Here is a 17,519-nt window from a genome sequence, read left to right as displayed (position 1 = left end):
GAGTTACTCCCACTCGATGGTGCCCGGCGGCTTGTGCGTCAGGTCGTACAGGACCGCACAGATTCCCGGCAGCGCGAGCAGCTCGCTGGTCATCTCGTCGAGCAGTTCCTGGGGCATGGCGACGGACTGCGCCGTCATGCCGTCCACTGAATCGATGGGCCGCAGGACGATGGAATCCGGCCGGTCGCCCGCTCCGAGCGGAACGATAATCACCGGAAATTGCCAGACCTTGTGCTCGAAGCCGGAAGATAGACACAGGGACCGGACGATAGAGTCGGCCGCGCGAAGCCGGTCGAGCCTCTCGGCCGTGATGTAGGCCACCGAGGTCTTCAGGTCAGCCACAGGGGAATGGGTGCCCGTGACCGCGACTACGCGGTTGATGCCTGCCAGCCGGTTGATCAAATCCGTTGCCTGGGCGTGCACGCCGGGGGTGGCTGGCGATTCTTCCAGTAAAAGTACGGGCCGGTAGGTGCGCGAATCGCCCTGGACTCCCACGGAGTGCAGCGGGGCGAGCCAGCCGGCGTCGAGCCGCTCGACGGGTTGCACTTCGTCCTCGCAGAGGCAGCGGATCGCCAGGCCCGGGCCTGGAAATGGATGACGCGAAAGGAGTTCCTCGGGCAGGTTCAGCTCGCGGCCGACTTCACGGACTTCGTCCTTATAGAGCAGGTGGAGCGGTTCCACGATGCGGCCCTCAGCCAGCAGTTTCTGGATGCCGGAGACGCGGTTGTGGTGGGTCTTGATCAGGTCAGCCTTGGCCGTGCCACCACTTTCGATGGTGTCGGGGTAGATGTGCCTTGACCGAGAATCCAATTGCCTTCCATGAACTGGCCGGAGGCCAGGATCTGTTCCTGGACCTCGACGAACTTCTCGCCGATGATGTGGCGCTTCTTTTCGGGCTCGCGGACGCCAGCTAAGGCGCTGAGGAACCGCTCCTCGGCGTGTTCGACGGCGAAGATGCCCTTGCCCAGGGATTCAAAGACGCCCTGGACGAACGGGGTTTCGCTATCCCTCATCAGACCGGTGTCGACGTAGAGGGCGCGCACGCGTTCCGGGCCAAGTGCTCGCAGGCAAAGGGTAAAGGCAACCGTGGAGTCGACGCCGCCGGAGACGAAGAAGAAGACATTCCGGTCGCTGACGCGTAGCCGGATCTCTTCCTCGATGCGGCTGGTCTGCTCGCGCGGGCTCCAGTCGGATTCGCAGCCGCAGACACCGAAGAGGAAGTTGGAAAGGATCTGCCGGCCGCGCTCGGTGTGGACGACCTCGGGGTGGAACTGGACTCCGTAGATGCGCCGGGCGGCACTGCCCATGGAGGCAATCGCGCAGGTTTCGGTGGCGCCGTAAATGTCAAAGCCGGCGGGTGCGGCGGTGACGGTGTCCCGGTGGCTCATCCAGACCTGCTGGCGGCCGGTAGCGCCCTGGAACAGCGCTGCGCTCGACTCGAGGTCGAGGTGGGCCATGCCGTACTCGCCCTTTTTCCCGGGACTTACGGTGCCGCCCAAGTGCCAGGCGATGAGTTGCTGGCCGTAGCAGATGCCAAGTACGGCACAGGGCAAGTCGAAGATGGCAGGATCGACTTGGGGGGAGCCGGCTTCATAAACGCTCGCGGGTCCACCGGAGATCACAATGCCCAAAACCCCTGCCAGTTCAGAGGCAGGGGTCTCGCTTGGGCGGATCTCGGAGTAAACGCCGAGTTCACGGATTTTGCGTGTGATCAGGTGGCAATACTGACCACCCGTATCAAGTACGATGATTTGCGGCCGTGTACCTTGGTCAGGAGACTGGTTCAATCGCGACGGGCCCTCTTATCCAATTGAACCATCTGCTTCTTGGAATTGTCGAGCAGCAGGGCCTTGGCTTTGGGCAGGGACTCCATTGCTTTCAACACCGCCGGGTCGGTTTCGATGGCATAGCGAAGGGACTCATCGAGCGATACAGCCGTGATGAGCGCTTCGCGCTTCAGTTGGGTCTTGATCCAGTCGTTGTTCTCGGCCCACTCGGCTTCCGTGAACTGTGCGTTGTTCTTCAGCGCATATTCATGGAACTCGTTCAGCATCGCGTTATCCGGAGTCCAGTCCTTCGCCAGCGTCGTGCTGTGCGAGGAGAAATACTTCGGCAGGAAGTCGCGGAAGGCGCTGCGGCGAGCCAGTTCGATCTGGAATTTGTTGTACTTAACGACAAACTTCTCGTCTGGAGTGATACCGTTGCCGCCGTAGACGGCCCGGCCGGCGTCGGTCATCTTGACGTCTGTGGTGTCTTTCTGTGCTCCATCTTTCCGGTTGAAGTAGTACTCGTAGAAGGATCCGCTGGTGTAGTCGCGCTGGATCAGGCGGCCGGACGGAGTGTAGTACTTGGCGGTCGTCAGGGCGAGGCCTGTGTTCTCGGAGAGCGGGAAGACCGTCTGGACGAGACCCTTGCCGAAGGTGTTGTCACCGAAGATCCAGGCGCGGTCATGATCCTGCAGGGCGCCGGCCACGATTTCAGCGGCCGAGGCGGAGTAGCGGTTCACCATCACAACGATGGGATAGTCGCGGGCGGAGCTGCCGTTGCTGGCGGTGTAGGGGCGCTCTGGGGAGGAACGGCCACGGTGGCTGACAACGGTCTGGCCCTTGCGGAGGAAGTGACCGGCGACGGCGACGCCTTCATTCAGAAGCCCACCGGGGTTGTCGCGCAGGTCGAAGACGAGGCCCTTGACGTTGGCTTCGCCCAGCTTGTGCATGGCGTCTTCGAGTTCCTTGGAGGTGTTCTCGTTGAAGCTCTCGACGTCGATGTAGGCGATGCCTGGCTTGAGCCAGAAGGCGTTCTGGACGCTGAAGCGTGGGATCTCGCCGCGGATCAGATTGAAAGTAATAGGCTTGTCGACACCCTCGCGAGCGATCAGGACCTGGACCTTGGTGCCCTTCGGGCCCTTCAACAGGTCGGCCACTTCGGAGGTGTTCATGCCGTCGGTACGCTTGTCGTTGACTTCGATGATCACGTCGCCCGGGCGGATGCCGGCCTTGTAGGCGGGGGAGCCGGTGAACGGGGCCACGACGACGATGCGGCTATCCTTCGGCTGGATGGTCATGCCAACGCCGTAGTAAGAGCCGCGCTGGTCTTCGCGGAGCTGCTGGAAGTCGCGGGGATCGAAGAAGCTGGAGTGGGGATCCAAGGTCCGAAGCATGCCGGGGACGGCACCTTTATAGATGGCCTTGTCCGGGTTTACTTTGTCCGCGGCGTTTTCTTCGACCAGCCGGTAGATGGAGGTAAAGGTCTTGAGACCGGCACTGAGTTCGTCGTCGGCCGAGGCTGGGGCAGCAGAGGATTCGGCCAGCGCCGAAGCGCCGGGGCCGAAGTTTCCGGCGACAATCGCGCACGACGCGATTACCAGCAAAGAAAAGACAAAAGCGCGGAATTGGCGCATGTAGTGGCCTCCCCAGACCTGACCCAAGTATAACGCAGGGCCTCTGAGCCGTTAGACGACGCAGAGGCCCTGTAGGTTTGAGAAATGTAAAAGTAAGGTCTAAATTCCCGCAAGGGAGCCGCTAGACAGCCTTGGACTTGCGCGCGACGGCCGGGGTCTCGCTCTTCGGCGGCTTGCGAGGGGTGACCGTCAGCCGACGGACCTGGTCCGTTACACAGACCAGGAACATCGGCTGCTTGGCGGCTTTGAGCAGATCGATGATCCGCTCCTGGCTCTCCTCGAGATAGATGGACTTGCCGTCAGTGAGCAGGTGCAAATCGCTGCCGGCGTTCAGGATATCGGAAAGGCGCTTGCCCATCTCGCGCTGCAGGAAGCGCAGCACGCGGCGGATTTTCTGCAAGCTGAAGCCTTTGCGGCGGAGTTCGGCGATAACGCTGACCTCGACAACTTCCTCAGTCAGGTAGATTCGTTTGTGGCCCTCGTGACGGGGAGATACCACCCTCTGTTCATCCCACCACTGCAGTTGCCGGAGGCTGACTCCGGACAAACGCGACACGTCAGCGCTCGAAAACGTCCGCTCTCCGGGGGCGGGTGCACCCTGTCGCGATTTTGTTTTGAACATCTCACTCCCTTTCTGTTTGGGGCCAAAACTCATACACGAGTCTATAGGAGGGGGTAGGGAAGTCAATTCGCAAGATCTGGCCCAATGCCGATTCGAGCCACTAGGGAATGGGGGGCAGTTTCAGCGCGAGCCGCCACCCACGAAGGTGACGATTTCGAGGGAGGCGCCGGATTCGACGGCAGTGGATTCCCAGTCCGGTTTGCGGACGATCTCGCGGTTGAGTTCGACCGCGACGCGGCCTGAATCGAGACCCAGGTGGGCCAGAAGCTGCCGGATATTCAGACCAGCAGGTACGATTCGGTCTTCGCCGTTGACTTTGATAGGGATATCGAGACCACCAAGTTGGTTTGACACGCTCTTCTGAGGGTCATTATAGTTAAAAGTTAACGCCCCGGGGACTCGACAACCGCACTCATGCCCACATCTGTCTTAGAAGCATACTTCCCGGTCCTGGTCCAGGTGATCTTGGCTGCCGCAGTGGCCGCGGGATTGCTTGGCGCGGGCGTTTTACTGGGTAAACGCGTCAAGAATAAAGTTAAAGACACACCCTACGAATGCGGCATCACACCGACGGGCTCCGCGAAGGAGCGCTTTAGCGTCAAGTTCTACCTGGTGGGGATGCTCTTCATCCTGTTCGATATTGAAGCGATCTTCCTGTATCCCTGGGCCGTGGTCTATCGCGACCTCAAGCTGTTTGGGTTCTTCGAGATGCTTCTCTTCATCGGCCTTGTGCTGGCCGGCTTCTTCTACATATGGAAGAAGGGGGTATTGAATTGGGCCGCTGAGGAGAGCCCGCAGGATAGCCAGCGCTAGAGGGGGCGCTAGAATGTTGCCGGACAATTTGAAGGATATGGCCGTGCCTGCCGCGATTGAGGCGTGGGACTCAGCGGTGGTGACAGGCGGAAGCCACGAGTTTGGCGAGACGCTGCTGTTTGTGCAGCCGGAGCGCATTGTGGCGGTCTGCCAGTACCTGAAGACTCAGTTGAAGTTCGAGCGCCTGTCGGGCGTCACCTGCATCGACAGGTTCCCTGCCGAGCCACGATTTGAGGTGCTGTACCTGCTTCATTCCATTGCGAGGAATGAGCGGTTGAAGCTGAAAGTCGCCCTGGGAAGCGACGCTCCGCAGGTGGAGAGTGTGACCGCTGTCTGGGCCGGCGCTGACTGGTATGAGCGCGAAGTGTTCGATCTGTTCGGCGTGAAGTTCCACAATCATCCGAACCTGAAGCGGCTGATGATGCCCGAAGACTGGGAAGGTCATCCCTTGCGGAAAGACTTCCCTGTTCACGGTCACAAGTACAGCTACCAGAACGACTAAGCGGATCCGCAGTGGGCGTCCGGTTCTGAAGAGGGGAACCATGAACGAAATCGATGAAACGACAGTGCCGGCCGGCTTCGACACTCAGGTGACGGAAAAGCTGCCGGGCGGTGGCCGCAGGATGGTCCTGAACATGGGCCCCCAGCACCCGTCCACCCATGGTGTTCTGCGCATCCTGCTGGAACTCGACGGCGAAATCATTCAGAAGGCCGAGCCCGATATCGGCTTCCTCCACACCGGCATTGAAAAGCAGGCCGAAACCCTCACCTGGCAGCAGGTTGTCACGCTGACCGACCGCATGGACTACCTGTCCAACATGGCGAACAATCTCGCCTATGTGCTGCCGGTGGAAAAGCTGCTGGGCATCGAAATTCCGGCCAAGGCACAATGGCTGCGTGTACTGCTGACTGAGCTTTCGCGCATCAACAGCCACGCGGTCTGGTTGGGCACCCACGCGCTCGACCTGGGCGCGATGACCGTCTTCTTCTACTGTTTCCGCGAGCGCGAGGACATTCTCCGGCTGTTCGAGATGTTCAGCGGCCAGCGCCTGATGACGAGCTATATCCGCATCGGCGGCGTGGCGCTGGAACCGCCGCGCGGCTGGGAGAAGGCCGTCGGGCGTTTCCTAGATGGTTTATCCGAGAAGATCGACGAGTACGAGAACCTGCTCAACACCAATCCGATCTTCCTGCAGAGAACCCAGAAAGTCGGGTACCTGAGCCTGGAGAAGCTGCTCGACATCGGCGTGACCGGGCCGATGATCCGGGCCGCGGGTTTGAACTGGGACATTCGCAAGTCGGAGCCCTATTCGAGCTACGAGAAGTTCGACTTCGATGTGCCGGTGTACAACGAGAGCGACGTGTATTCGCGCTTCCGGGTCCGCCTGGAAGAGATGAGGCAGAGCGCGCGGATCTGTAAGCAAGCCATGGACGGCATGCCTGACGGCGCGTGGAAGGCCGATGCCCCGAAGGTGGTGCTGCCCGACCGCGAAAAGATGAAGACGCAGATGGAAGCGCTCATCTACCACTTCAAGATCGTCACGGAAGGATTCCGCGTGCCCGCCGGCGAGGCGTATGTGCCGGTGGAATCACCCCGCGGCGAGATCGGATTCTATGCGGTGAGCGACGGCACCTCCAAGCCTTACCGTGTGTTCATGCGGACCCCGAGCTTTGGCAACCTGCAGTGCCTGTCCGCGCTGTTCGAAGGCAAGTTGATCTCCGACTCCATCGCCGCGCTCGGCAGCATGGACTTCGTCCTCGGCGACGTGGACCGCTAAGGAACAGAGAGACTGTCATGACCTTTTCACCCGAACTCGAAGCCAAGTTCGCGAAGATGATACAGAACTACCCGGCGGGCCGCCAGAAGGGCGCGCTGATCCCGATGCTGTTGTTCGCCCAGGATGAAGTGGGCTCGATGACCCCGGAACTGCTCGAAGAAGTTTCCAAACGGCTCAAGGTGAAGCGGGTGGAGATCGAGGAAGTCATCGGGTATTACACGATGCTGACCCGCGAGCCGCGCGGCCAGCATCACGTGCAGATTTGCACGAACGTGAGCTGCATGCTGACGGGTGGCGAGGAACTGTACCAGCACGCCTGCAAGAAGCTGGGGATCGGCAATAAGCAGAAGACGGCGGACGGCCAGTTTTCGCTGGAAGAAGTGGAATGCCTGGGGGCCTGTTCGTGGGCGCCGGCGATGCTGATCGACTACGACTTCCATTTCAATGTGACGCCGGAGAAGCTGGACGGGCTCATCGAGAGCCTGAAGAAGACGCAGTAGGGGATCCATTCTGGGGAATACGAAATGCTTCTGAACGAACCGCATCCACTGGAAGTCAAGGTCCTTACACGGCGCTACAAGTATCCGCAGCAGGATCCGATCTGGCTTGAGCAGTACGTCGCGGACGAAGGCTACGACGCCATCCGCAAGGCGCTGACGATGCAGCCGGAAGAGATCATTGACGAAGTGAAGAAGTCTTCGCTGCGCGGCCGCGGCGGAGCGGGCTTTCCCACGGGCCTCAAGTGGAGTTTCGTCGACCGCAAGTCGCCAAAGCCGAAGTACATCGTCGTCAATGGTGACGAAGGCGAGCCGGGCACCTGCAAAGACCGCATCATCATGGGGCACGAGCCGCACCGCCTGATCGAAGGGTGTCTCGTCGCCGGCCGCGCCATCGGTTCCAACCGCGGCTGGGTGTACATCCGGGGAGAGTATCGCGAGTACATCGACATCATGGATCGCGCCATTCAGGAGGCCTATGACAAGGGCTACCTGGGCGACAACGTGCTGGGCAGCGGCTGGGCGTTCCACCTCTCCACGCATACCGGCGCGGGTTCGTATGAGTGCGGCGAAGAGTCGGCGCTGCTGGAGTCGCTGGAAGGCAAGCGCGGCAATCCGCGGCTGAAGCCTCCATTTCCGGCTACGTCCGGTGCGTTCCAGGCTCCGACGATCGTGAACAACGTCGAGACCTATAGCGCCGTGCCGGAGATCATCCTCAAGGGCGGCGAGTGGTTTGCGGGCCTGGGTACGCCGCGCAATGGCGGTACGCGCCTGGTCTGCCTGTCGGGCCATCTCAACAGGCCGGGTGTCTATGAAGTGCCGCTGGGCATGAACATGATGACGCTCATCAACGAGGTGGGTGGCGGGGTGTGGAAGGGCCGCAAGCTGAAAGCGGTGATCCCGGGCGGCAGTTCCAGCCCGATTCTGCGCGCCGATGAGTGCGACATTCCGGCCGATTATGATTCGCTGGCCAAGGCGGGTTCGATGCTGGGTTCCGGCGCCACGGTGGTGCTGGACGAGACGGCCGACATCGTGAAAGTACTGGCGCGGCTGATGGCCTTCTATGCGCACGAAAGCTGCGGCTGGTGCATTCCCTGCCGCGAGGGCACGACCTGGCTGAAGAAGATCATGGCGCGCCTGGATGAAGGCGTGGGTACGAAGCGGGACATCGACATGGTGGATCAGCTCGCACAGGGTATGATGGGCCGGACCTTCTGTGCCCTGGGTGATGCGGCGGCCATGCCGGCCATGAGTTATGTGCGGAAGTTCCGCGAAGAGTTCGAGGCGAAGATTCAGTCGGCGCAGGTCTTTATGCCAGCGCCTCAGACGCAACCCCTGGTTGTGTTGTAGGGAGAAGACATGGCCGATCCCATTACGCTGACAATCGACGGTAGACAGGTGAAGGTGCCGGCCGGCACTTTGGTCATCGAAGCTGCCAAGACGGTCGGTATTGAAGTGCCCGCGTTCTGCTACTACGAAGGCTTCTCGCTGCAGGCCGCCTGCCGCATGTGCCTGGTGGAAGTGGAAAAAATGCCCAAGCTGCAGCCGGGCTGTACGCTGCCCGCGGCGGAAGGCATGGTGGTCTACACCGAGTCGCCGAAGGTTGTCGAGGCGCGCAAGGGTACGCTCGAGTTTCTGTTGTCCAACCATCCGCTGGATTGTCCCGTGTGCGATAAGGGTGGTGAGTGCGAACTGCAGGACATGACGTTCCGCTACGGGGCGGGTGAGAGCCGCTTCGTCGAGATCAAACACCACGTCGACGAAAAGCAGTGGAGCCCGGCGGTCTATTACGATGCCGCGCGCTGCATTCTCTGCTATCGCTGCATTCGCGTGTGCGACGAGGGCATCGGCGTCGGCGCCCTGGGGTTGACTTATCGCGGCGTGGCCGCCGAGATCACGCCGAGCCACGGCGACCACCTCGAGTGCGATGAGTGCGGCTGGTGTATCGATGTCTGCCCTGTGGGCGCGCTGACCTCCGGCACTTACCGGTATAAGTCGCGTCCGTGGGAGATGAACTACGCGGGTACGATCTGTACGCACTGCTCCGATGGCTGCAAGACCACGTTGAGCGTGCGCAATGGGGAAGTGATCCGCGCCAATAACCGCGATCGCAGTGGAGTGAACGGCGAGTTCCTGTGCGTGAAGGGCCGCTTCGGTTTTGACTTCGTCCACAGCGAAGAGCGGCTGCAATCGCCGCTGCTGCGCAAGGACGGCAATCTGGAGCCGGTGAGCTGGAGTGAGGCGCTGGCGGCGGTGGCCGCCCGCTTCGGAGAGGTGAAGGCGCGCAACGGCAAGTTCGGCATCATCGGATCCACCCACACGAGCAACGAAGAGAATTACTACCTGCAGAAGTTCGCACGGCAGGGATTGGGTACGGCGAACATTGACCATCACCGGTCGGGCGACGTGCCGGCGCTGCTGGATGCGCTGAGCGGGAAGACCGGAAAGCTGGCGACGTCGGCTGATCTGTACAATGCGAAGGCCGCATTGGTGATCGGCAGCGATCTGGCGCAGCAGCATCCGTTCCTGGCCTTCCAGTTGCGCGCGAATTTCCGGCATCACCAGGCTGCCGTCTATACGGTGACCAGCGGCGTGGTGAGGGAAGAGCAGTATGCGGCGAAGAGCCTGCACTGCGAGGCCGGGCAGGAGTTGGGGACGGCGCAGTCGCTGGCCGAGGATCTGAAGAAGCACGGCGATCTGGTGATCCTGTTCGGCGATGCGATCCGCGGGCAGGCGGTCCGCCAGCTTGTGGAGTTCGGCGAGTCGCTCGGAATTCCCGTGAAGTATGTGTGCCTGGTGGACTACGCGAATTCGCGCGGAGCCATGGACATGGGGCTGCTGCCCAATCTTGGACCCGGCTATCATGCCGCTCCGGCGGTTGGCCTGTCGCGCGACGAGATGCTGGCCGCGGCCGATCTCGACGTGCTCTGGGTGGTGGGGTCGAATCCATTCAAGACCACGGCGCCGGCCGGTACCAGCACCTTCACGGTTGTTCAGGACCTGTTCCTCACTGAGACCGCGCAGCGCGCCGATGTGGTGCTGCCCGCGGCCAGCGCCTATGAGAAGAACGGCACGGTCACGAATGTCTGCGGCGAAGTGCAGCGCCTGAAGCAGGGGCCGAAGGTGATGGGCACGAAGTCGGACCTGGAGATCTTCGGGCTGCTCGCCAAGGAGCTTGGCCTGAACCTGGGCATCTGGACGTCGGACAAGGTTTTCGAGGAGATCCGGCGGACGGTCCAGGGCTACAATGTGCCGTTGCCGGTGATCGCCACCGGCGGCGCGGCGCAGACCGCCGCGGTGAACGGCGGCGTGCCTCAGACGGGCAAGCCGGAGTATATTCGCTCAGCTGGCGATACGCTCTTCACATCGGGCACCTTGGGGCGCTACTCCAAGATGCTCAATCGAGTCATGGAAGCACCGGGACAGTTGTACAAACCGTAAGGCAATGAACTTCTTCCTCCTTAGCCTGATCAAGACCGGCCTGGTGGCGTTTGTTCTGCTCACCACGCTGGCTTACCTGCAATGGATCGAGCGCAAAGTGCTCGCCCATATCCAACTCCGCCCCGGTCCCTATCGCGTTGGACCGCACGGCTTGCTGCAACCGCTGGCCGACGTCGTGAAGCTGGCTACAAAGGAAGGCGTCATTCCCGGTAATGCCAACGTCTTCTTCTTCCTGTTCGCACCGTTCTTAGCCGTCACACTGGCCTTAACGTCGATCTCCGTCATTCCATTTGGGCCGGAGATCGAAGTGTTCGGCGTGAAGACGAACATGGAGCTGACGGGCGTGAACATTGGTGTCCTGTTCATCCTGGCGCTGTCTTCGCTGGGTGTGTACGGCATCGCCATCGGCGGCTGGGCCTCGAACTCGAAGTACTCGCTGATGGGCGGCCTGCGCAGTTCGGCCCAGATGATCAGCTATGAGTTGCCGATGTCGCTGGCGATCGCCGCGCCGCTGCTGATCGTGAATACGCTGAACTTTCGCGACATGGTGAACGCGCAGTCGGGCTACTGGCTGGGCGTCATTCCCAAGTGGAACATCTTCGCCGGCCCCTTCCCGCAGTTCTTCAGCTTCCTGATCTTCCTCATCGCGGCGTTCGCGGAAACCAACCGCGTGCCGTTCGACCTGCCGGAAGCGGAGAGTGAACTGGTGTCGGGTTTCCACACCGAGTACAGCTCGCTGGGTTTCGCCGCCTTCTTCATGGCGGAGTACGCGAACATGATCACGGTTTGCTCGGTCGCCACGCTGCTTTATCTTGGCGGCTGGCAGCCGTTGTGGCCGTCATCGCTGGGCTCTGACTTTGTGGCACCGCTGATCCACTTTGCGGCCGCCGGCATGCTGTTCTATCACGGTGGACAGACGGTGAAGAGCCGCACTTGGGACCGCTTCTCGTTCCCGGCCTTCGGTGTCATATTCCTGGTGGTGGGCGCGCTGTTCCTGGTGCCGGTGTTGAAGCCGATCCTGATCCCCCTGTTCTGGTTCGTGGGCAAAGTCGGCATCCTGCTGTTCATCTTTATCTGGATCCGCGGTACGCTGCCGCGCTTCCGCTATGACCAACTCATGCGGTTTGCCTGGACCTTCCTATTCCCGGTAGCCATCGTCAACCTGTTGATCACGGGTCTGCTGGTGGCCTTGCAGAGCTAATGAGGTAGCACGCGAAATGGACGCTTTGTTGTTTCTCCTGTTCGCCGCGATCGCCGTGGGCTGCGCCATCAATCTGGTGTTGCAGACGCACCCGATTTCGAGCGCTTTGTCACTGGTCGGCGTGATGGGTTCGCTGGCTGTTTTGTACCTGCTGCTGGGTGGCGAATTCATCGCCGCGGTGCAGTTGATCGTCTACGCCGGCGCCATCATGGTGCTGTTCATCTTCGTGATCATGCTGCTGAATGCGGGCGCAGAGCAGAAGCCAACGCGAAACATCCTGCGGGCCGCCGTCGCGCTGCCCCTGCTGTTTACGCTGCTGGCCATCGGCGCATTCCTGGTTGCTTCGCAAACGCCTTCCACCGACGTGGTGAAGTTCGGCAGCTTCATCGTGGGCGGCCGCGAGATCGGAAGCGCGTTGTTCACCACGTACCTGCTGCCCTTCGAGGCCACTTCCATCCTGATCCTCATCGCCATCCTCGGGGCGATTGTGCTGGCCCGGAAGGAGATCTAACGAAACCCCATGCCTGAGCTGCCCATCGCACTACCCGCCCATGTACCGCTCTCGTGGTACCTGATCCTCAGCGTGATCCTGTTCGTGGTCGGCGCCGCCGGCTTCCTGCTGCGGCGCAACATCATCACCGTCTTTATGTGCATCGAGCTGATGCTCAACGCGGTGAACCTCACGTTCATTGCCTTCAGCCACCAGTTGAAGCAGGTGGACGGCCACATCTTCAGTTTCTTCGTGATGGTTGTAGCCGCGGCCGAAGCCGCCGTGGGGCTCGCCATCATCCTCACTGTGTTCAAGAATCGTTCGACGCTGGAAGTCGACGAAGTCTCCTCGATGAAGCTCTGATCCGATGCATCAACTCTGGCTCATTCCCGCATTGCCGTTTGCCGGATTCCTGGTAAACGGTCTGTTCGGCCGCAAGCTGCCCAAAGCGGCCGTCAACGCAGCGGCAATCGGCAGCGTTTTACTCGCCTTCCTGTGGGTCGTGAAGACCGTGCTGGCACTGGGCGCCATGGAGACGCCCCACGTCGAGCACTACTTCACCTGGATCCAAAGCGGCTACGTGAACATCGGTTTCGACTTCTCGGTCGATCGCCTCAGCGCCGTCATGCTGCTGATTGTCACCGGCATCGGCACACTCATCCACATCTACGCGGCAGGCTACATGGAGCACGAGGGCGGGTACTACCGCTTCTTCGCCTACCTGAACCTCTTCATGTTCTTCATGCTCGTGCTGGTGCTGGCCGCCAACTACCTGTTGCTGTTCGTCGGGTGGGAAGGCGTGGGCCTGTGCAGCTACCTGCTGATCGGTTTCTACTTCGTGAAAAAGAGTGCGGGCGATGCGGGTAAGAAGGCGTTCATCGTCAACCGCATCGGCGACTTCGGTTTCTCGCTGGCGATGTTCCTGATCCTGGTCCACTTCAAGTCTCTGGACTTCCTGACGGTCTTTGCCAAGGCGGGCGCCATGGATGCGGGCGGCGTCACCACCTCGACGTTCACTCTGATCTGCCTGCTCCTGTTGGTGGGCGCGGCCGGCAAGAGCGCCCAGCTTCCTTTGTATGTTTGGCTGCCGGACGCGATGGAAGGCCCAACCCCGGTCAGCGCCCTGATCCATGCGGCCACGATGGTGACTGCCGGCGTGTACATGATTGCGCGGTCGGCCGTTCTGTTTAACCACTCTCCGGCCGCCTTGGATGTGGTCGCCTACATCGGGCTGGCCACGGCTGTGATGGCCGCGACCATCGGCCTCACGCAGTACGACATCAAGAAGGTCTTTGCTTATTCGACGGTTTCGCAGTTGGGCTACATGTTCCTGGCACTGGGCTGCGGTGCTTACTCGGCCGGCATCTTCCATGTCATGACGCATGCGTTCTTCAAGGCGCTGCTCTTCCTGGGCGCCGGATCGGTGATTCACGCGGTGCACGGCGAACAGGATCTGCGCATGATGGGCGGGTTGAGGTCGAAGATCCCGGTGACCTGTGCGCTGCTGTTTTGCGCCTCGGTGGCCATCGCCGGTGTGCCACCGTTTTCGGGCTTCCATAGCAAGGACGCGATCCTCCTGGCAGCCCACGCCAAGGCTCCCTGGATGTACTGGGTGGGCGTTGTGACCGCGGGCATGACCGCGTTCTACGTGTTCCGTGCCTGGTTCATGGCTTTCTTTGGGAGTTATCGCGGGCATGCGCATCCGCATGAGTCCCCGCTGATTATGACCTTGCCGCTTGGTGTTCTCGCCCTGCTCAGCCTCGGCGGCGGATACCTGGATGTGCCGCACTTCCTCGAACCGATCTTCGGCGGAGAGCATGCCGCGCACGACGAAACGCTGGTCTTCATTTCTGTGGCCGCGGGTGTCATTGGCATCCTGCTGGCTTACCTCTTCTATGTGGCGAAGCCCGGCCTGGCCGACGGCATCGCCCGCACGTTCTCGTGGCCGTACAAGGTGCTCTACAACAAGTACTACGTGGATGAAGCCTACGACGCCATGATCGTCCACCCGATCCGGGACGGCTCTACCAGCATCCTCTGGAAGGGTATCGACGCTGGCGTGATTGACGCCGCGGTCAATGGCGTGGGGTCGCTGTCGCAGGGGATCGGCGGCATCTTGCGGCACTTGCAATCCGGCTACATACGAAGGTACGCCGCGTGGGTCGTGCTCGGCAGCATCGTCATCGTGGCTGTCGTCAGCTTTTGGGGAGGCGTTCGGTGAACCTTTTGAACATACTCCTGATTGTGCCGGCGGCTGGCTTTCTGCTGACGCTGTTGTTGCCGAAGGACAATCCGGGCCTTGTCCGGAATTTCACACTGTTTGTTTCGCTGATCGCCTTCCTGCTGTCGCTGGGGCTCATCGGGCCGGTGCTGGCCAATCCTCAGCAACTCTCGTTTGAAAGCAACTCGCCGTGGATCGAGTATCCCTCCATCCGCTACCACGTCGGCCTGGACGGGCTCAGCCTGTGGCTGGTGATCCTCTCGACGTTCCTCACGCCCATCGTGATCCTGGTGAGTTGGAAGTACATTCAGAAGCGCGTCAAGGAATACTACGCGTTCCTACTCTTCCTGCTGTTCGGGGTGCTAGGCGTCTTTGTTTCCCTCGACCTCTTCCTGTTCTTTGTGTTCTGGGAAGTGTCGCTGGTGCCGATGTACTTTCTGGTTGGAATCTGGGGCCACGACAAGCGGATCTACGCTGCGGTTAAGTTCTTCCTCTACACGATGGCCGGTTCGGCTTTAATGCTGATCGCGATGGTGTACCTGTACAACAAGAGCGGCACGTTCGACATCCCGCTGCTGATGGACATGATGGCCAAGGGCCGGCTGGTGCTGACAGGGACCGAAGGCTTCTGGCTGTTCATGGCCTTCTTCGTCGCCTTTGCCATCAAGGTTCCGTTGTTCCCGCTGCATACCTGGTTGCCGGATGCCCACGGCGAGGCACCCACCGCTGGTTCCGTAATGCTGGCTTCCGTATTGTTGAAACTCGGCACGTACGGTATCGTCCGCATCTGCCTGCCGCTGTTTCCTGAGGCGTCACATCAGAACGCGCGGTGGATCATCGGCCTGGCCATCGGCGGCATTATCTACGGCGCACTGGTCGCGATGGTCCAGCCGAACATGAAGCGGTTGGTCGCTTACTCGTCAGTCAGCCACCTGGGCTTCGTGATCCTCGGCGTTTTCACCTTTACGCAGGTGGGGCTCGACGGCGCGGTCTACCAGATGCTGAACCATGGCATCTCCACCGGCGCACTCTTCATCCTCGTGGGCATGCTCTATGAGCGCCGCCACTCGCTGGAGATCGCCGACTACGGCGGAGTCGGTACAGTGGCGCCCTGGCTGTCCACAATGTTCGTGATCACCACTCTGGCCAGTGTGGGACTGCCGCTGCTGAACAACTTCGTCGGCGAATTCCTGGTGCTGCAGGGTGCGGCGGAGCGTAATTTCCTCTACGCCGTGTTTGCGGCCGTCGGCGTCATCCTCTCCGCGGTCTACATGCTCTGGATGGTGCAGCGCACCTTCTACGGCGAAACACCGGACGCGGTGAAGAACCACTTCAGCGACCTCTCGCTGCGCGAGTGGGGCGTGATTCTGCCGCTCATCGCCATGATGGTCTGGATGGGCATCGGCTCGAGCAGCTTCCTGCCAGCCATCAGCGCCAGCGATTCGAAGATTCTCTCCGTGGTCCAATCGAAAGCCCCTGTAGCAGGGAAGGAGCTTGCCAATGCCCGCTAGTTTCGTGCCACCCTCCCCGCAGGAGTTGTTCCGGTTCGCGCCCGAAATGCTGATGACCGTGGTCGCCACGCTCATCATGGTGATGGAGCCCCTGAGTGCGCCGGAAGGCAAGCGCAAGTTTGCCGTGATGACCTTCCTCGCGCTCATTGCCGGGATCGTGCTGACCGTGATGGGCACCAACGATCCGGGTACCGCCTTCTCGAAAATGCTGGTATTGGACGGCTTCGCGGCATTCTTCCGGATCCTTGTCATGGTCGTGGGGCTGCTCATTGTGCTGATCTCCACGAACTACCTGAAGCTGGAGCAGCACGAATCCGGCGAATACTACGCGGTGATGCTGTTCTCCATCATCGGCCAGTGCCTGATGGTTTCCGCCAACGAACTCATCATGCTGTTCATCGGGCTGGAATGCTCGTCTATCGCCAGTTACGTCCTGGCCGGTTACCTCCGCGACGACAAGCGGAACAACGAGTCGGCGTTGAAGTACTTCCTGCTGGGCTCGTTCGCTACTGCCTTCCTGCTCTACGGAGTGGCCTGGATCTACGGCCTCACGGGGACCACGAACCTCAGCGCGATCCGCACCACGCTGCTGGATCCCACGAATCATCCCAACCTGGTGATGCTCGGCGCCGCGACGGCACTGCTCTTTGTCGGCCTCGCCTTCAAGGTTTCCGCCGCACCGTTCCAGATGTGGGCGCCCGACGTGTACCAGGGCGCGCCTGCCCCAGTCACAGCGTTCATGTCCGTAGGCCCGAAAGCGGCCGCCTTTGCGATGTTCCTGCGGATCCTGATGACCGCTTTCGAACCCTTGAAGGATCGCTGGGAACCCATCCTGTGGGTCTCCGCGCTGGCGACGATGATCATCGGCAACTTTGCCGCGCTGCGCCAGACGAACATCAAGCGCCTGCTGGCTTACAGTTCCATCGCGCACGCCGGTTATGTGATGGTGGCCCTCACCACGCACAGTGAGATCGGCACCGCGGCTGCCATGTTCTACCTGGCGTCATACGCCTTCATGAACATCGGCGCATTTGCCGTGGTCACTTACGTCGCGCGGCGCGGTGAGAAGCACGTGGCGACGCAGGATCTGTCAGGACTCAGCCAAACGCAGCCGCTGGTGGCCGCCATGCTCACCATCTTCCTGCTCTCCTTGACCGGTATCCCGCTGACCGCCGGCTTCTTCGGCAAGTTCTACATCTTCAAGGCCGCGCTGGATGCCAATCTGATCTGGCTGGCGGTGTTGGGCATGTTGAACAGCGCTGTGGCTGCGTACTACTACCTGCGGATCATCGTCGTGATGTACATGCAGCCGCCTGCCGAGAGTGCCGAGGAATTGCTCGCACCCAGCGCCGGCATTCGCGTGGCCATTCTTTGCACGGCCATCGTGACGCTGTTCCTGGGGATCTTCCCGTCGTTCGTCCTCGACTTCGCCGGGCGGTCGGCTTCGTTGATTCGATAGCCGCGCGATTTGTCTCAAATCCAGTTCGCAATCAGGATGGCCGGTCCACGCCGGCCATTGCCTTTTTCGGCTCGATCGCGTCAACC

Annotated in this window: 17 protein-coding genes; 12 read left to right on the top strand and 5 right to left on the bottom strand. The window is 60.9% G+C overall.

Features of this window, described 5'->3' with window-relative positions:
• Nucleotides 1-3 precede the first annotated feature (3 nt).
• The 5 genes from IRI77_RS38100 to thiS all read right to left on the bottom strand — a co-directional run bounded on the left by IRI77_RS38100 (nucleotide 4) and on the right by thiS (nucleotide 4,376).
• On the bottom strand, nucleotides 4-810 hold the full coding sequence (locus IRI77_RS38100) for a GMP synthase (glutamine-hydrolyzing) (RefSeq protein WP_228486236.1): 807 nt from the start codon (nucleotides 808-810) through the stop codon (nucleotides 4-6).
• Entirely contained in the window at nucleotides 741-1,787 is a 1,047-nt protein-coding gene (gene guaA, locus IRI77_RS38095; protein ID WP_228486235.1) for a glutamine-hydrolyzing GMP synthase, read from the bottom strand. Before guaA ends, IRI77_RS38100 begins: the two co-directional genes overlap by 70 nt.
• Nucleotides 1,784-3,400 (bottom strand): S41 family peptidase, encoded by a 1,617-nt coding sequence (locus IRI77_RS20755; protein WP_194446937.1) that lies wholly within the window; start codon nucleotides 3,398-3,400, stop codon nucleotides 1,784-1,786. Before IRI77_RS20755 ends, guaA begins: the two co-directional genes overlap by 4 nt.
• Before the next feature lie 121 nt (nucleotides 3,401-3,521).
• Nucleotides 3,522-4,022, bottom strand: coding sequence for a MerR family transcriptional regulator (locus IRI77_RS20750; protein WP_194446936.1), 501 nt, complete (start codon nucleotides 4,020-4,022; stop codon nucleotides 3,522-3,524).
• Nucleotides 4,023-4,142: 120 nt separating this feature from the next.
• Entirely contained in the window at nucleotides 4,143-4,376 is a 234-nt protein-coding gene (gene thiS / locus IRI77_RS20745; RefSeq protein WP_228486234.1) for a sulfur carrier protein ThiS, read from the bottom strand.
• Nucleotides 4,377-4,436: 60 nt separating this feature from the next.
• Between thiS and IRI77_RS20740 the strand changes: the two genes are divergently transcribed.
• Genes IRI77_RS20740 through IRI77_RS20685 form a run of 12 tightly spaced genes read left to right on the top strand, consistent with a single transcriptional unit; the run spans nucleotide 4,437 to nucleotide 17,433 of the window.
• Nucleotides 4,437-4,835 carry an NADH-quinone oxidoreductase subunit A gene (locus IRI77_RS20740; RefSeq protein WP_194446935.1) on the top strand — a complete coding sequence of 133 codons (399 nt, stop codon included), beginning with the start codon at nucleotides 4,437-4,439 and terminating at the stop codon, nucleotides 4,833-4,835.
• A gap of 13 nt (nucleotides 4,836-4,848) precedes the next feature.
• Nucleotides 4,849-5,337: an NADH-quinone oxidoreductase subunit C gene (locus tag IRI77_RS20735; RefSeq protein ID WP_194446934.1), complete on the top strand. Its 489-nt coding sequence runs from the start codon at nucleotides 4,849-4,851 to the stop codon at nucleotides 5,335-5,337.
• A 40-nt stretch (nucleotides 5,338-5,377) separates the two neighbouring features.
• Nucleotides 5,378-6,613: an NADH dehydrogenase (quinone) subunit D gene (gene nuoD / locus IRI77_RS20730; protein WP_194446933.1), complete on the top strand. Its 1,236-nt coding sequence runs from the start codon at nucleotides 5,378-5,380 to the stop codon at nucleotides 6,611-6,613.
• 17 nt (nucleotides 6,614-6,630) lie between these two features.
• Nucleotides 6,631-7,113 (top strand): NADH-quinone oxidoreductase subunit NuoE family protein, encoded by a 483-nt coding sequence (locus IRI77_RS20725; RefSeq protein WP_194446932.1) that lies wholly within the window; start codon nucleotides 6,631-6,633, stop codon nucleotides 7,111-7,113.
• Between the two features lie 24 nt (nucleotides 7,114-7,137).
• Nucleotides 7,138-8,460, top strand: coding sequence for an NADH-quinone oxidoreductase subunit NuoF (gene nuoF, locus IRI77_RS20720; protein ID WP_194446931.1), 1,323 nt, complete (start codon nucleotides 7,138-7,140; stop codon nucleotides 8,458-8,460).
• 9 nt (nucleotides 8,461-8,469) lie between these two features.
• On the top strand, nucleotides 8,470-10,551 hold the full coding sequence (gene nuoG / locus IRI77_RS20715) for an NADH-quinone oxidoreductase subunit NuoG (protein ID WP_194446930.1): 2,082 nt from the start codon (nucleotides 8,470-8,472) through the stop codon (nucleotides 10,549-10,551).
• A gap of 4 nt (nucleotides 10,552-10,555) precedes the next feature.
• The gene (locus IRI77_RS20710; RefSeq protein ID WP_194446929.1) at nucleotides 10,556-11,752 is read left to right on the top strand and encodes a complex I subunit 1/NuoH family protein; all 1,197 of its coding nucleotides are present in this window, start codon (nucleotides 10,556-10,558) and stop codon (nucleotides 11,750-11,752) included.
• A 16-nt stretch (nucleotides 11,753-11,768) separates the two neighbouring features.
• Nucleotides 11,769-12,263, top strand: coding sequence for an NADH-quinone oxidoreductase subunit J family protein (locus tag IRI77_RS20705; protein WP_194446928.1), 495 nt, complete (start codon nucleotides 11,769-11,771; stop codon nucleotides 12,261-12,263).
• Nucleotides 12,264-12,272: 9 nt separating this feature from the next.
• Nucleotides 12,273-12,605, top strand: coding sequence for an NADH-quinone oxidoreductase subunit NuoK (gene nuoK, locus IRI77_RS20700; protein WP_194446927.1), 333 nt, complete (start codon nucleotides 12,273-12,275; stop codon nucleotides 12,603-12,605).
• Nucleotides 12,606-12,609: 4 nt separating this feature from the next.
• A complete protein-coding gene (nuoL, locus tag IRI77_RS20695; RefSeq protein WP_194446926.1) occupies nucleotides 12,610-14,463 on the top strand; it encodes an NADH-quinone oxidoreductase subunit L in 1,854 nt (617 codons plus the stop codon).
• Nucleotides 14,460-15,974 carry a complex I subunit 4 family protein gene (locus IRI77_RS20690; RefSeq protein ID WP_194446925.1) on the top strand — a complete coding sequence of 505 codons (1,515 nt, stop codon included), beginning with the start codon at nucleotides 14,460-14,462 and terminating at the stop codon, nucleotides 15,972-15,974. The genes nuoL and IRI77_RS20690 overlap by 4 nt, the downstream gene beginning before the upstream one ends.
• The gene (locus IRI77_RS20685) at nucleotides 15,964-17,433 is read left to right on the top strand and encodes an NADH-quinone oxidoreductase subunit N (RefSeq protein WP_228486233.1); all 1,470 of its coding nucleotides are present in this window, start codon (nucleotides 15,964-15,966) and stop codon (nucleotides 17,431-17,433) included. The genes IRI77_RS20690 and IRI77_RS20685 overlap by 11 nt, the downstream gene beginning before the upstream one ends.
• Nucleotides 17,434-17,519 lie beyond the last annotated feature (86 nt).

The organism is Paludibaculum fermentans (assembly GCF_015277775.1).
Taxonomy (GTDB): Bacteria; Acidobacteriota; Terriglobia; order Bryobacterales; family Bryobacteraceae; genus Paludibaculum; species Paludibaculum fermentans.
The sequence above is the reverse complement of the archived record's forward strand: the minus strand, read 5'-3'. Positions and strand labels throughout refer to the sequence as shown.

Excerpts from the sequence above, each read along its gene's own strand:
- nuoK (WP_194446927.1), top strand. The coding sequence starts at position 12,273 with ATGCCTGAGCTGCCCATCGCACTACCCGCCCATGTACCGCTCTCGTGG.
- IRI77_RS20685 (WP_228486233.1), top strand. The coding sequence starts at position 15,964 with ATGCCCGCTAGTTTCGTGCCACCCTCCCCGCAGGAGTTGTTCCGGTTC.
- IRI77_RS20750 (WP_194446936.1), bottom strand. The coding sequence starts at position 4,022 with ATGTTCAAAACAAAATCGCGACAGGGTGCACCCGCCCCCGGAGAGCGG.
- IRI77_RS20705 (WP_194446928.1), top strand. The coding sequence starts at position 11,769 with ATGGACGCTTTGTTGTTTCTCCTGTTCGCCGCGATCGCCGTGGGCTGC.
- IRI77_RS20740 (WP_194446935.1), top strand. The coding sequence starts at position 4,437 with ATGCCCACATCTGTCTTAGAAGCATACTTCCCGGTCCTGGTCCAGGTG.
- nuoL (WP_194446926.1), top strand. The coding sequence starts at position 12,610 with ATGCATCAACTCTGGCTCATTCCCGCATTGCCGTTTGCCGGATTCCTG.
- IRI77_RS20755 (WP_194446937.1), bottom strand. The coding sequence starts at position 3,400 with ATGCGCCAATTCCGCGCTTTTGTCTTTTCTTTGCTGGTAATCGCGTCG.
- nuoF (WP_194446931.1), top strand. The coding sequence starts at position 7,138 with ATGCTTCTGAACGAACCGCATCCACTGGAAGTCAAGGTCCTTACACGG.
- nuoD (WP_194446933.1), top strand. The coding sequence starts at position 5,378 with ATGAACGAAATCGATGAAACGACAGTGCCGGCCGGCTTCGACACTCAG.
- IRI77_RS20735 (WP_194446934.1), top strand. The coding sequence starts at position 4,849 with ATGTTGCCGGACAATTTGAAGGATATGGCCGTGCCTGCCGCGATTGAG.
- nuoG (WP_194446930.1), top strand. The coding sequence starts at position 8,470 with ATGGCCGATCCCATTACGCTGACAATCGACGGTAGACAGGTGAAGGTG.
- IRI77_RS20710 (WP_194446929.1), top strand. The coding sequence starts at position 10,556 with ATGAACTTCTTCCTCCTTAGCCTGATCAAGACCGGCCTGGTGGCGTTT.
- IRI77_RS20725 (WP_194446932.1), top strand. The coding sequence starts at position 6,631 with ATGACCTTTTCACCCGAACTCGAAGCCAAGTTCGCGAAGATGATACAG.